We start from the raw sequence: 13,029 nt of genomic DNA on the forward strand, positions 1-13,029 counted from the left end.
GGGAGACGCGGAGGGGGGGACGGGCCCCGGCACGGGCCCCGCCCCCCCGCCCCCCCCCCCCCCCCCCCCCCCCCCCCCCCCCCCCCCCCCCCCCCCCCCCCCCCCCCCCCCCCCCCGGTCCGGCTCAGGCCTCGACGGCCTTCGACGGCTCGCTGTGCTCGCCCTCGATGGTGCGGTTCTCGACGGCGGCCGGCGCGTCCGCGCGGGTCACCGTGATCTTCCGGGCCCGTGCCTTCTCGGCGACCGGGATGCTCAGGGTCAGCACCCCGTCGTGGTAGCTGGCCTCCAGCCGGTCGGTGTCGAGGCTGCGGCCGAGCACCAGCTGGCGGGTGTAGCTGCCGTAGGGCCGCTCGGCGACGGTCCACTCGGCGTTCTCGAGCTGGGGTACCGAGCGCTCGGCGGTCACGGTCAGCGTGTTGCCCTCGACCGAGAGGTCGATCGAGCCCGGGTCGACACCCGGCAGGTCGAAGTGGGCGACGAAGTTGTCGCCGACGCGGTAGGCGTCCATCGGCATGCCGGAGAGCGGGCGGGCGGTGGACCCGGCGCGGCCGGTGAGCTGGTCCAGCGCGCGGAAGGCGGCGGACGTGGCGGCGAACGGGTCGTAGGCGGTCAGCATCATGGCTGGTCAACCTCCTGGTGACATGGTGGTTCTGTTCGCTGCCCGAGGGGTGAACCTCTAGTGGCGACTGGAGATTACCTCAGGCGTGCACCGGTGTAAACGTCCCGTCGCGAAGTTTGTTCCCGGGGTCGTGCGACGACGAGTGGACCCGCGGCCGACGGGGAAGACCCCTCGTGTGGACGACGCACCGAGCACCGCACGAGCGGCGACAGGACCCGATGCCGAGGACGCGCCCGAGGTCGGCCTCACCGTGGCCGGGGACAGCGCCACGGTGACCGTCGACGGCGAGCTGACCGAGCAGGCCCGCAAGCCGCTGGTCCGCACGGTCACCGACCTGCTGCTCAGCACCCACTCGCTGCGGACGCTGCGGCTGGACCTCCGGTCGGTGGCCTACACCAACTCCGCGGGGATGGCGTTGCTGGTCCAGGTGCAGAAGCTGGCCCAGCCCCGGGGGATCGAGCTCGTCCTGGTCGACCCGCCGACGGCGGTCACCCGGCCGCTGCAGATGACCGGCCTGTGGCACCGCTTCCTCGTCGAGGAGCCGGCCGGCGGTGGACCGGAACCGGCCGGCCCGCCGGCGGGGGCGCACGGGGACCGCCCGGCGGACCGCTCGCACTGAGGCCGGTGTCGTCGCGGGGTGCGGGAGCCGGGCCTCCTTAGCCTGGACCGGTGCCCAGCCACAGCCACAGCCCCGGAGCCCACGGCCACTCCCACGGGCACGACCCGGACGCGCCGCCGCCGACCCCCGAGGTCCTGACCCGCCGGCGCCGCGCGGTCTGGCTGATGCTCCTGCTGCTCGTGCCGGTCGGCATCGCCACCGTGGTGGGGCTGTTCGCGCTCTGGCCCTCCGGCGAGCCGACCCGGGCCGAGCAGGCCGCCCAGGTGTACTTCCCGGCCGGCACCACGTATCCCGAGGGTCGGGTGGTGCAGGTGGATCCCGAGCCGTGCCCGTTCGAGAACGCCGACGGCACGGTGCTGGACCTCACCTGCGCCAGCGTCGTCGTGGTCGTGCTCGACGGCGAGGGCGCCGGTGACTACGCGACCCTCGACCTCCCGCCGGAGGTCTACGCCTCGGGGATCGAGGTGGACGACGTCCTGGTGCTCAGCCGCGACCCGGGCGCCGAGGGCGGGCCGAGCTACCTGTTCCAGGACTACGAGCGGGCCACGCCGATCGTCGTCCTCGCGATCGCCTTCGCCGTGGTGGTGGGCGCCGTGGCCCGGCTCCGCGGGCTGGCCGCACTCCTCGGGCTGGCGTTCGCCTTCGTCGTCCTCCTGCAGTTCGTGCTGCCGGGCCTGCTGTCCGACGAGTCGCCGACGCTGGTCAGTCTCGTGGGATCGGCGGCGATCATGTTCGTCGTCCTCTACCTGGCGCACGGCTTCTCGGCACGGACGACGACGGCGCTGGTCGGCACGCTGTTCGGGCTCGCGCTGGTGACCGTGCTCGGCTCGGTGGCCGTGGAGGTCGCCCGGCTCACCGGGCTGACCAGCGAGGAGACCGTCCAGCTGCAGACCTACGACCCGGCGCTGGACTTCTCCGGGCTGGTCATCGCCGGGGTGGTGGTGGCCGGGCTGGGCGTGCTCAACGACGTCACGATCACCCAGGCCTCGGCGATCTGGCAGCTGCACGAGGTGGACCCCGGGATGTCGTGGCGGCAGCTCTACGCCCGCGGCATGGCGGTGGGCCGCGACCACATCGCCTCGACCGTCTACACGATCGTCTTCGCCTACGCCGGTGCCGCGCTGCCGCTGCTGCTGCTGTTCGAGGTCTACGCGCAGCCGGCGGGCACGGTGCTGACCAGCTCGGCGGTGGCCGAGGAGGTCATCCGTACGCTGGTCGGGGCGATCGCCCTCGTGCTGGCGGTGCCGGTGACGACGGCGGCCGGGGCGTTCTTCGCCACGGCCGCGGGAACGGAGGCCGGAGCGGTGCCCGAACGACGGATGGCCGCGCTGCGGTCGCGGTTCGCCAGGTGAGCGACCTCCTGGCGGCCGCCGAGGCCGCGGAGGGCTTCATGCCCGCCGACGAGGGCCGCGCCCTCTACGAGGCCGCCCGCGCGGTTCCCGTGCCCGGGCCGCTGCTGGAGATCGGCAGCTGGATGGGCAAGTCGGCGCTGTACCTGGCCGCCGCCGCCCGCGAGACCGGCCGGCAGGTGGTCACCGTCGACCATCACCGCGGCTCCGAGGAGCACCAGCCGGGCTGGGAGTACCACGACCCGTCGCTGGTCGACCCCGCCGTCGGGTTGATCGACACGCTGCCGCGGTTCCGGCGCACCATCGCCGAGGCCGGCGCGGAGGACGTCGTCGTCGCCGTCGTCACCCGGTCGGAGGTGCTCGCCCCGCTGTGGTCGACCCCGCTGGCGCTGCTGTTCCTCGACGGCAGCCACACCGAGGAGTCCGCGCGCCGCGACCAGGACGCCTGGGTGGCCAAGCTGGCCGTCGGGGGCACGCTGGCCATCCACGACGTCTTCCCCGATCCCGCCGACGGCGGGCAGGCGCCCTTCGGGGTCTACCAGCGGGTGCTGGCCTCCGGGGAGTTCGAGGAGCTGCCCGGCACCGGGTCGCTGCGGCTGCTCCGCCGGCTCCGGTGAGCGACCCCCTGCTGGCCGAGCGGGACGCCGCGCTCGCCGCGATCGCCGCGCTGACCGGCGAGTTCGACGCCGTGGTGGCCGCCTCGAAGTCGTCCAACGCCGACGACGAGCACGATCCCGAGGGCGCGACCATCGCCTTCGAGCGGCAGCAGGTCGCCGCGCTGCTCGACGCCGCCCGCCGCCGGCTGGCCGACGCCGAGGCGGCGCTGGCCCGCCGGGCGGCCGGCGGCTACGGCATCTGCGAGAGCTGCGGGCGGCCGATCGCCGCCGAGCGGCTGGCCGCCCGCCCGGCCGCCCGCACCTGCATCGCCTGCGCCCGCTAGGTGAGGGCCATTCGCGCGCGAATGGCCGTCAACTGACGTACCGCCGGGCCGTCGACCGGCGCTGCACCTCGTCCAGCGCCGCGAACCGCGCCTCGGCGTGCGGCGGCAGCACCCGGCGCTCGCGCACCACCCACGGGATGCCGCGTGCGGCGGCGAGCAGGCCCTGCACGGTGACCCGGTCGCGCGGCAGCGTGCGCAGCAGGTGCGCGGTGCGGCGCAGCGCCGGGCGCAGCGGGCGGCGCAGCCACGTCGTCCAGAGGGTGTTGCGGATGCCGTCGCGGCGGCGCCGGTGCGCGTCGCGGGCCCGGCTGGCCTGGTGGTGCACCGTCAGCTGCGGGAGGTAGCACAGCTCCCAGCCGGCGGCGGCGAGGTCGCCGGCCATCAGCTCCTCCTCGCCGCCGAGCCACAGGCGCTCGGAGAACCCGCCCACCTCGGCGAAGGCCTCCCGGCGCACGACCGACGCGCCGGCGAGGAAGGAGCCCAGCGCCGGACCCGGCAGCCAGTCGGCGCCGGGCACGGGGGAGTCGCGCAGCTCCGGCACGATCGGGTCCTCGCGGCCGCCGGGCTCGACGAGGATCCGCGCGGTGACCACGGCCAGCCGCGGATGGGCGTCCAGCACGTCGGCGGCGGTGCGCAGCGAGCCCGGGTCCCACCAGGTGTCGTCGTCGCAGAAGGCGACGTAGGGGGTGGTCAGCCGGGCGACGCCGACGTTCCGGCCGATCGCGCCGAGGTTCTCCGGGCTGGCGATCAGCTCCACCTGCGGAAAGCCGGTGCGGACGGCGTCGGCGGTGCCGTCGGTGGACCCGTTGTCCACGACCACGACGTGCGGCTGCTCGGGCAGCGCGGTCATCCGCTCGAGGGCGAGCAACAGCTCCTCGCGCCGCTGGTGGGTGATGACGACGACGGCGACCCGGGGGTCGGGGCCCGGCCGGCCCTCCTGCAGGGTCCCGCCGCGAGCTCCGGAGTGGTGGCGGGCAGGAGCGTCCTTCCTCACCGGGCGTCCCCGGCGAGCAGCCGGAGGTCGGCCAGCACGCGGTCGGGTACCCGCCTCCTGCGGCGCAGCGCGGCCGGCAGGTCGGGCAGCGCGCGCCGCACCCCGCGCCGCTCCGGGGCGCCGGTGCGCACGGCCTGGACGAGCAGCCGGGCGAGGTCGCCCCACGGCCGCCGCATCACCGCGGTCAGCACCCTGCTCCGCCAGATGGCGGTCCGGCGGGCGGCGGCGTCGTGCCGGCGGGTCGAGGGGTGGTGGTGCACGGTCACCTCGTCGACGTAGGCCAGGCCCCAGCCGGCGGCGGCGAGGTCGAGGGAGAGCCGCTCCTCCTCGCCGGGGAAGCGCACCACCGGGTCGAAGCCCCCGACGGCGAGGAAGGCCTCGGTGCGCACCATGGCCCCGCAGGCGATGAAGCCCAGCAGCGCCGGACCGGGCAGGTCGTCGGGGGTGCCGAGCGGGCTGTCGGCCATCTCTGCGCACACCGGGTCCAGCCGCTCCTCGGGCCCGACCAGGATGCGGGCGTTGAGCACCGCCAGCCGCGGGTGGGCGCGCATGATCTCCGCGGCGCGGGCGAGGTCGCCCGGAGCCCACCAGGAGTCGTCGTCGGCGAAGGCGACGAACGCGGTGCCGGCGTGCTCGGCGCCGATGGTGCGGGCGCGGGCGCCCACGTTGTCGGAGAGCGGCAGCACCGTGACGTCGGGGTGGGCGGCCCGCACGGCGGCCACCGAGCCGTCGGTCGAGCCGTTGTCGACGAAGACGACGGGGGCCTCGTGCCGCGGCAGGGACGCGAGCAGGTCCTCGCGCCGGTCGCGGCTCATCACCACGACGGTGACGTCGTCGAGAGGGGCGGGGGAGAGATCCCGGTCGGGTGCGGAGGTGCTGGTCACGGGGACACCGTGCCCGCACTCCCGGGCAGCCAACCGGCCGAGTCGTCCCTCCCCCCGGTGCCCGCGGGCGGCAGCGCCGCCGGATCGGCGAACAGCCCGGCCGCCGGGGTGGCCCCGGCGAGGGCATCGGCGGCCAGGACGACCGCGCCGGCGGTCCAGGTCGTGCGCTCGACCGGCCAGCGGACGCCGTCGGCGAAGACCAGCCCGGTCCAGTACGCGCCGTCGTCGTCGCGCAGGTGCTGCATCGCGGCCAGCTGCTCGAGCGCGGCGTCCCGCTGACCGGCCGCGGTCAGCGCGAGGGCCAGCTCGGCGGTCTCCGCGCCGGTCACCCAGGGGTGGTCGGAGACGCACCGCGCGCCGAGCCCGGGCACGACGAAGGTGTCCCAGTGCGCGGCCAGCCGCTCGGTGGCCGCGGCGCCGGTCAGGGCACCGCCGAGCACCGGGTAGTACCAGTCCATCGAGTAGCGGGAGCGGTCGGCGAACAGCTCCGGGCGGGTGCGCAGCGCCGTCCCGAGGTCGTCGGCGGCCAGCTCCCAGTCCGGCTGGGGCTCCCCGGTGAGCGCGGACAGGGCGACGCCGCAGCGCAGCGCCTGGAAGAGGCTGGCGTTGCCGGTCAGCAGCGCGGTGTCGTCGGCCCGCCCGTCGGGGCGCAGCGCCCAGCCGACCGCGCCGCCGGGCAGCTGCATGCGGGTGACGAGGTCCAGGCCGCGGCGGACCACCGGCCACAGCTCGGCGACCAGCGCGTCGTCCCGGAGCGCCAGCCAGCGGTGCCACAGGCCGACGGCGAGGTAGCCGGCGTGGTTGCTCTCGGTGCCCGGCGAGGACACCGCGCCGTCGCGGTACTCCGCGGCCCAGGAGCCGTCGGGGCGCTGCTGCCGGGCCAGCCAGCGGTAGGCGGCCGCCGCCCGCTCGTGCTCGCCCCCCACGTCGAGGGCCATCGCGGCCTCGACGGAGTCCCACGGGTCCAGCTGGCCGCCGCGGAACCACGGCAGCGCGCCGTCGGCGTCCTGCTGCGCGGCGATCCACCCGACCGTGACGCGCACCTGCTCGCCGGCCAGCACCCCCGGCAGCTCGGGCAGCACGGCCCGGTCAGCGGGCAGGGACCCGCTCCCGGTCCAGCCTCCCCGTGGTGGCCGACCAGGTGCGCGCCGCGGGGTGCCCCGGCGCCGCGGGCTTGTCGGCGTAGACGACCAGGCTCTTGCCGATCAGCGGGTCCAGCAGCTTCTCCGCGGTGCGGGTCAGCCAGGGCCGCTCGGTGAGGTCCCACACCAGCAGCTTGTGGTACGCCCGGACGGCGGGGTTGTCGTCGTCGACGCCGACGGCGCACTTGAGCCACCAGAACGGCGCGTGCAGGGCGTGCGCGTGGTGCTCGGCGCCGGGCACCAGGCCGGCCGCGGCGAGCCGGTCGCGCAGGACGTCGCCCCGGTAGATGCGGATGTGGCCGCCCTCGTTGGCGTGGTACTCGTCCGACAGCGCCCAGCAGATCCGCTCCGGCAGCCAGCGCGGCACGGTGACCGCGACCCGGCCGCCGGGCTTGAGCACCCGGGCGATCTCGGCCATCGCGGCGCGGTCGTCGGGGATGTGCTCGAGCACCTCGGCGGCGATGACCCGGTCGACGCTGGCGTCGGGCACCGGCAGCGCCAGCAGGTCGCCGCGCACGACCTCGGCCGAGGCGCCCGTGGGCGCCTCCCCGGCCGCGGCGATGGCGTCCAGCCACCGCCGGGTCGTCTCCACCTCCGGCACCCCGTGGTCGAGGGCGATCACCCGCGCGCCGCGCCGGAAACCCTCGAAGGCGTGCCGGCCCTCGCCGCAGCCCAGGTCGAGGAGGGTCATCCCCGGGCGGAGGTCCAGCCGGTCGTAGTCGACGGTCAGCACGGGGTTCCCTTCCGCTCCAGCACCTCGCGGTACCAGTCCGCCGTCCGCTCCGCGGCCGCCCGCCAGGTGTAGGAGGCCAGCACCCGCCGGCGGCCGGCGCGGCCCAGTTGCTCCTGCAGCGCGGGGGAGGAGAGCACCAGCTCCAGCGCCGCGGTCAGCTCGCCGACGTCGCCGGCCGGCACCCGCAGGCCCGCCTGCGTGCCCACCACCTCGGGCAGCGCCCCGGCGTCGGTGGTCACCAGCGGGGTGCCGCAGGCCATCGCCTCGATGGCCGGCAGCGAGAAGCCCTCGTACAGCGACGGGATGGCGACCACGGCGGAGCGCTGCAGCAGCCCGACCAGCTCGGCCTCGCTCACCGGGCCGGTGAAGCGGACGGCGTCGCCGAGGTCGAGGCGGTCCAGCGCGGCCTGCGCCGGCCCGCCGGGGCGGGCGGTGCCGACGACGGTCAGCCGCACCGGGCGCTCGGTGCGCAGCTTGGCGACCGCCTCCAGCAGGTGCACGAGGCCCTTGAGCGGCACGTCGGCGCTGGTGACGGCGGTGATGGTGTCGGGCTCGCGGGTGCTGCCGGGCGGCGGCGGGGTGAAGACGTCGGGGTCGATGCCGACCGGCACGACGTCGATGCCCGACGCCGGCACGCCCATGTGCGTCTCGATGTCGCGCCGCGAGTTCTCCGAGACCGTGACGACGCCGTCGAGCTGGCGGGCGACCCGGCCCTGCATGCGGGTGAAGGCGTACCAGCGGCGCAGGGTGAACCGCCGCCGCAGCGACGGCGCCGCCGCGAGCTCCAGGTCGCGGTCGATCGCGATCGGGTGGTGCACGGTGGCCACCGTGGGCAGCCCCGCTCGGGTCAGCCGCAGCAGGCCGTAGCCCAGGCTCTGGTTGTCGTGGACGACGTCGAAGTCGGCGGCGCGCGGGAGGAGCAGCCGGGCGGCGCGGAGGCTGAAGGTCAGCGGCTCGGGGAACCCGGCGGTGCACATGGCCGCCCACTCGGCGACGTCCACCCAGTCGCGGATCTCCGAGGGCCGGGGCGTGCGGAACGGATCGGGCTCCCGGTAGAGGTCCAGGCTCGGCACCCGCGTGAGCGGCACGCCGTCGTCGAGCTCGGGATAGGGCTGGCCGCTGAACACCTCCACCCGGTGGCCGAGCTCGGTGAGCTCCCGGGACAGCGCCCGCACGTAGATCCCCTGGCCGCCGCTGTGCGGCTTGCTCCGGTAGGACAGCAGTGCGATGCGCAACGACCGTCCCATGCCGCGGACTCTAACCGCCCGTCGTGACCGGCCAGTTCCGGTCACCTGACAGGCTGACCCCATGCTGCGCCACGTGGTCGTCTTCACCTGGTCCGACGACGCCGATGCCGACATCCGCGCCACGGCCGTCGCCGCGCTGCGCCGGCTGCCCGAGTCGGTGGGCGGCATGACCGCGTTCACCGTGGGCGACGACCTGGGCCTGCGGGCGGGCAACGGGCACACCGCGCTGGTCGCCGACTTCCCGGACGAGGCGGCCTGGCGGCGCTACGCCGAGCACCCGGAGCACGTGCGGATCCTCACCGAGCACGTCACGCCGAACCTCGCCGCGCGCAGCGCGGTGCAGTTCGAGGTCTGAGCGCCCGATCGGCGGCGCGCGCATGCGGCCCCTGAGCGGCTTCGTTAGGTTCCGGTCATGTCTCGCTCGCTGACCTCCGTCCGCCGTCGCGCGCTCCGGGTGCCCGCCGTCCTGGCCGCCGGGCTCACCGCCGGCGCCCTCCTGGCCGGCTGCGGGGGCGATGGCTCCGAGGAGCCCGCCGCCGGCAGCTCGTCGGCGCCCTCGTCGTCGGAGTCCTCCGCGCCGGCGAGCACCTCGGAGGCCGAGGGCGGCGGCGACCTGTCGGCCGGCCTGCTCCCCGCCGAGGCGTTCGGCCCGCAGGCGCAGGTGCAGGAGCTGACCCAGGAGCAGCTGGAGCAGGGCGCGGTCTCGGCGGCAGGGGCACTGGACGGCGCGCAGATCACCCCGCCGGAGTGCGCCGCGGCCCTGCAGACGACCCAGCCGCAGTTCGACCAGTACGACGACCTGGCCGCCCAGGTCGCGGTCGTCGGCACGACGGCCACCGTGCAGTTGCTGGCCAGCGGCGGGCCGGAGGTCGCCTTCGAGGACGTCGAGGGCCAGCTGGCGAACTGCTCCCAGGTGACGGTGGCGACCCCTCAGGGCACGGCCACGGCGTCGCTGCAGGCGCTCGAGGTCCCCGACCTCGGCGACGGCGCGGTGGGCCTGTCCACGACGACCACGGGCGCCGGTGCCGACGGCAGCCAGGTGACCGTGCCGGCGCTGGTCGGCATCGTCCAGGACGGCGAGCGGCAGCTGATCCTGATCAGCACCGCGCCGCAGGGCGACGCGCAGCTGGACCCCGCGGCGTTCACCGCGCTGCTGGAGCAGGCCTACGAGACCCAGGCCGAGGCCCTCGACTGACGTTCCGCGACCGGCCGTCCACATCCGGCCGGCCGTTCCACAGATGACCCGCGCCGTCCCTCCGGCGGCCCCGCCGCCGCGAGGGTCGGCGCATGGACGATCCCCTCCGCCCCCTGGTCCGCATCTCCGATCCGGGAGAGGTCGCCGCGGCGCTGCCGCACCTGCTGGGCTTCCACCCGGCCGAGTCGGTGGTCCTGGTCAGCCTGACCAGGACCGACCGCCGGGTCGGGCTCACCGCGCGCGCCGACCTGCCGCACCCCGCCCGGGCCTGCGAGCTCGCCCGGGCGCTCACCCGGAGCATCGCCACCGACGCCCCCGACCGGGTGCTGCTCGCCGTCGTCTCCGACGCCCCCGACGTCCGCCGGCCCGGCGATCCCGCCCCGCAGCTGCCGCACCGCGAGCTGGTGCACGCCTTCGTCCTCGCCCTGACCGACGCCGGCATCCCGGTGCCGGAGCTGCTGCTCGTGCGCCGCGGCCGGTGGTGGTCCTACGACTGCCCGCACCCGTGCTGCGCGCCGGGCGCCGGCACGCCGCTGCCGGCCGGGGTGACCGAGCTGGCGGCCGCGTCGGTCGCCGCGGGTGCGGTCGTGGAGCGCGACCGTGCCGCGCTGGCCGCCCGCATCGCGCCCGTCGGCGGGCCGGCCGCCGGCGCGATGGCCGCCGCGGTGCTGCGGATCGGGCGCGACTGCGCCACCCGGGCCCTCGACGGCGGGCCCTCGCCGCTGGCCGCCGAGTCCGACGCCGCCGTGCGGGCCGCGGTCGCGGCCTGCACGCCGGGCGCGCGGTCCGCCGGCACCCGGTTGGCCGACGCCGAGCTGGCCCGCGTGCTGTGGGGCCTGCGCGACCCCGACGTCCGCGACCGGGCGCTGGGCCTGGCGCTCGGCCCGCAGCGGGCCGCCGCCGAGGTGCTCTGGACCGAGTGCACCCGGCGGGCGCCGGTTCCGCTGGACGCCGTCCCGGCCACGCTGCTGGCGGTGAGTGCCTGGCTGCGCGGCGACGGCGCGCTGGCCGGCATCGCGCTGGAGCGGGCGCTGGACAGCGACCCCGACCTGACCCTCGCCCGGCTGCTCGCCGACGGGCTGGCCGCCTGCCTGCCCCCGGCCGAGCTGCGCGCCCTCCTCGAGCGCACCGTGGCCGACCTGGAGGACGGCCGTGCCGCCGGCTGAGCGCCGCCGGCCGGGATCACAGCAGGCCGGCATCACAGCAGGACGGGGCGCTGCCAGTCCTCCCCGAGCACGTGCTCGGCCAGGAAGGCCAGCACCGTCTCGTACCAGACGGTGCTGTTCCCTGGCTTGAGCACCCAGTGGTTCTCGTCCGGGAAGTACAGGTACTTCGAGGGGATGCCGCGCTTCTGCAGCGCGTACCAGAGCTGCAGCGCCTCGCCGATCGGCACGCGGTAGTCCCGGTCGCCGTGGATCACCAGCATCGGCGTGCGGATCGCGTCGGCGAAGCGGTGCGGCGAGTTCAGCTCGTAGCGGCGCGGCTCGGTGAGCGGGTCGCCCCACTCCTTCTCCCAGTAGTAGGCCGCATCCGTCGTCCCCAGGAACGAGTCCAGGTGCCACAGGCTCGCGTGCGTGACGATCGCCCGGAACCGGTCGGTCTGCGTGGCGATCCAGTTGGCCATGTACCCGCCGAACGAGCCACCCATGGCGGCGGTGCGGCCGGCGTCGAGGTCCGGGCGCTCCAGGGCGGCGTCGACGGCGGCCATGAGGTCGGTGTAGGGCTCCTCGCCCCAGCGCCCCCAGCCGCGCCGCACGAAGTCCAGCCCGAACCCCTGCGACAGCGCCGGGTTGGGCAGCAGGACGGCGTAGCCGCGGGCGGCCATCACCCAGGGGCACCACCGCCACGACCAGGAGTTCCAGCTCATCAGCGGGCCGCCGTGGATCCACAGCAGCAGGGGCGCCGGCTGCTCGGCCGAGGCGCCCTCGGGCAGCACCAGCCAGGACTGCACCCGGCTGCCGTCGGCGGCGGTGGCCGACACCTCGTGCAGGGTGCCCGGCAGCCGGTCGAGCGTGCCGGGGTTGGGCAGCGGCTGCGGGTCCTGGCCGGTCGCCTCCGGGTCCAGCCGCACCGGCACCGGCGGGGAGTCGTAGGCCGAGCGCAGCGCGTAGAGCGCCGATCCGTCGCGGGCCACCCGGAGGTCGCTGTAGGCACCGTCGGCGGTCAGCCGCACCGGCTCGCCGCCGGCCACCGGCACCCGGAACAGCGCGTGCCGGCCGTCGTCGTCGGCGAGGAAGTAGACCGCGGAGCCGTCGGCGCTGAACTGCGGGGCGCTGGGCCACCGGTCGAAGCCGGGGGTGAGGTCCCGCGCCGGCCCGCCGTCGACGTCGACGAGCAGGAGGGTGTAGTCGGGCGGGTCGGCGTAGGTCGACAGCGACTCCCGCACGCACACCACCGCGCTGCCGTCGGGGGAGAACCGGGCGGCGTAGACGTCGGCCAGCGGATCGTCGACCAGCGGGCGGGCGGCCCCGGTGGCGGTCTCGACCAGCAGCACGCGGGTGCGCTGGCCGGCCGGGCCGTCCGGCACGGCGTCGGCGACCAGCAGCAGCCGGCCGTCGGGGGAGAGCGCGGGGTCCTCCCCGCCGCCGGCGGGGGGCAGGGCGTCGGGGGTGAGGTCGCGCAGCGCGGGCGGCTCCGCCGGGGTGCCGGGCGGCGGCTCGGCGGGCAGCTGCCCGACCCAGAACAGGTGCTGGGTGTCGGGGCCGAGGTCGGCGTCCCAGTAGCGGACGGGATAGCGCTCGTGCAGCACCGCCGTCACCCCGGCGTCGCTGCGGGCCTTGCGGCGCTCCCGGTCGGCCTCGGCGTCCACGCTCCCGGGAAGGGTGGCGGCGGCCACCACGACGTCCCCGGTGCCGGCGGCGACGGTCACCCCGCCGATGCCGCCGGGGTGGGCGACGACCACGCGGGCCTCACCGCCGTCGGGGGGCAGGCTCCACAGCGCCGCCTTCGGCTCGCCGGCGTCGGACCCGGCGGCCGGGTCGGGGCGAGCGGAGGTGAACAGCAGCGACCCGTCGGGTGCGAAGACCGGCGCCGACTCCCCGGGCGCGCTGCGGGTCAGCCGGCGCGCGGGCCGCCGGCCCTCCGGGTCGACCTCCCACAGCGCCGAGACCCACTTGGTGCCGTCGGGGTCGAGAGTCTGGACGCCGATCGCCAGGCGGGTGCCGTCGGCGGAGAGCGCGAGACCGGCGACGCGGGGGAGCGCGACGTAGGCCGCGAGGTCGGCGAAGGAGGAGGTGGTGGCCGGGGAGGAGGGCTCGCTCACCCGGCCCACCGTAGGAGGCGCCCGGCCCCCGCGCAGGGGGCCTCG

At 76.5% G+C, this 13,029-nt stretch carries 14 protein-coding genes; 7 read left to right on the plus strand and 7 right to left on the minus strand.

Annotated features, from left to right (window positions below):
- Positions 1-124: 124 nt before the first annotated feature.
- On the minus strand, positions 125-619 hold the full coding sequence (locus tag ACI79R_RS18635; protein ID WP_456575150.1) for an Hsp20/alpha crystallin family protein: 495 nt from the start codon (positions 617-619) through the stop codon (positions 125-127).
- 175 nt (positions 620-794) lie between these two features.
- Here ACI79R_RS18635 and ACI79R_RS18640 point away from each other — a divergent pair, with 175 nt between their 5' ends.
- Genes ACI79R_RS18640 through ACI79R_RS18655 form a run of 4 tightly spaced genes read left to right on the plus strand, consistent with a single transcriptional unit; the run spans position 795 to position 3,527 of the window.
- Positions 795-1,238: an STAS domain-containing protein gene (locus ACI79R_RS18640; RefSeq protein ID WP_456575151.1), complete on the plus strand. Its 444-nt coding sequence runs from the start codon at positions 795-797 to the stop codon at positions 1,236-1,238.
- Between the two features lie 50 nt (positions 1,239-1,288).
- The gene (locus ACI79R_RS18645; protein ID WP_456575152.1) at positions 1,289-2,590 is read left to right on the plus strand and encodes a YibE/F family protein; all 1,302 of its coding nucleotides are present in this window, start codon (positions 1,289-1,291) and stop codon (positions 2,588-2,590) included.
- A complete protein-coding gene (locus ACI79R_RS18650; RefSeq protein WP_456575153.1) occupies positions 2,587-3,204 on the plus strand; it encodes a class I SAM-dependent methyltransferase in 618 nt (205 codons plus the stop codon). Before ACI79R_RS18645 ends, ACI79R_RS18650 begins: the two co-directional genes overlap by 4 nt.
- Entirely contained in the window at positions 3,201-3,527 is a 327-nt protein-coding gene (locus tag ACI79R_RS18655) for a TraR/DksA C4-type zinc finger protein (RefSeq protein WP_456575154.1), read from the plus strand. Before ACI79R_RS18650 ends, ACI79R_RS18655 begins: the two co-directional genes overlap by 4 nt.
- A gap of 28 nt (positions 3,528-3,555) precedes the next feature.
- Here the strand turns inward: ACI79R_RS18655 and ACI79R_RS18660 are convergent, their stop codons facing one another.
- The 5 genes from ACI79R_RS18660 to ACI79R_RS18680 are packed head-to-tail and all read right to left on the minus strand — an operon-like array spanning position 3,556 to position 8,527.
- Positions 3,556-4,521: a glycosyltransferase family 2 protein gene (locus tag ACI79R_RS18660; RefSeq protein WP_456575155.1), complete on the minus strand. Its 966-nt coding sequence runs from the start codon at positions 4,519-4,521 to the stop codon at positions 3,556-3,558.
- Complete coding sequence (locus tag ACI79R_RS18665) at positions 4,518-5,405, minus strand: glycosyltransferase family 2 protein (protein WP_456575156.1); 888 nt, start codon at positions 5,403-5,405, stop codon at positions 4,518-4,520. The genes ACI79R_RS18660 and ACI79R_RS18665 overlap by 4 nt, the downstream gene beginning before the upstream one ends.
- On the minus strand, positions 5,402-6,487 hold the full coding sequence (locus ACI79R_RS18670; protein ID WP_456575157.1) for a prenyltransferase: 1,086 nt from the start codon (positions 6,485-6,487) through the stop codon (positions 5,402-5,404). Before ACI79R_RS18670 ends, ACI79R_RS18665 begins: the two co-directional genes overlap by 4 nt.
- A 7-nt stretch (positions 6,488-6,494) precedes the next feature.
- The gene (locus tag ACI79R_RS18675) at positions 6,495-7,280 is read right to left on the minus strand and encodes a class I SAM-dependent methyltransferase (RefSeq protein ID WP_456575158.1); all 786 of its coding nucleotides are present in this window, start codon (positions 7,278-7,280) and stop codon (positions 6,495-6,497) included.
- Positions 7,274-8,527, minus strand: coding sequence for a glycosyltransferase family 4 protein (locus ACI79R_RS18680; protein ID WP_456575159.1), 1,254 nt, complete (start codon positions 8,525-8,527; stop codon positions 7,274-7,276). Before ACI79R_RS18680 ends, ACI79R_RS18675 begins: the two co-directional genes overlap by 7 nt.
- Positions 8,528-8,588: 61 nt before the next feature.
- Here ACI79R_RS18680 and ACI79R_RS18685 point away from each other — a divergent pair, with 61 nt between their 5' ends.
- The 3 genes from ACI79R_RS18685 (at position 8,589) to ACI79R_RS18695 (ending at position 10,888) form a co-directional block, all read left to right on the plus strand.
- Complete coding sequence (locus ACI79R_RS18685) at positions 8,589-8,882, plus strand: Dabb family protein (protein WP_456575160.1); 294 nt, start codon at positions 8,589-8,591, stop codon at positions 8,880-8,882.
- 57 nt (positions 8,883-8,939) lie between these two features.
- The gene (locus ACI79R_RS18690) at positions 8,940-9,722 is read left to right on the plus strand and encodes a hypothetical protein (protein ID WP_456575161.1); all 783 of its coding nucleotides are present in this window, start codon (positions 8,940-8,942) and stop codon (positions 9,720-9,722) included.
- Positions 9,723-9,814: 92 nt separating this feature from the next.
- Entirely contained in the window at positions 9,815-10,888 is a 1,074-nt protein-coding gene (locus ACI79R_RS18695; RefSeq protein WP_456575162.1) for a DUF4192 domain-containing protein, read from the plus strand.
- Between the two features lie 32 nt (positions 10,889-10,920).
- On the opposite strand, the gene ACI79R_RS18700 is transcribed toward ACI79R_RS18695, so the two are convergent.
- A complete protein-coding gene (locus ACI79R_RS18700; protein WP_456575163.1) occupies positions 10,921-12,984 on the minus strand; it encodes a S9 family peptidase in 2,064 nt (687 codons plus the stop codon).
- Positions 12,985-13,029: the final 45 nt, after the last annotated feature.

It is taken from the genome of Blastococcus sp. SYSU D00820, assembly GCF_054050695.1.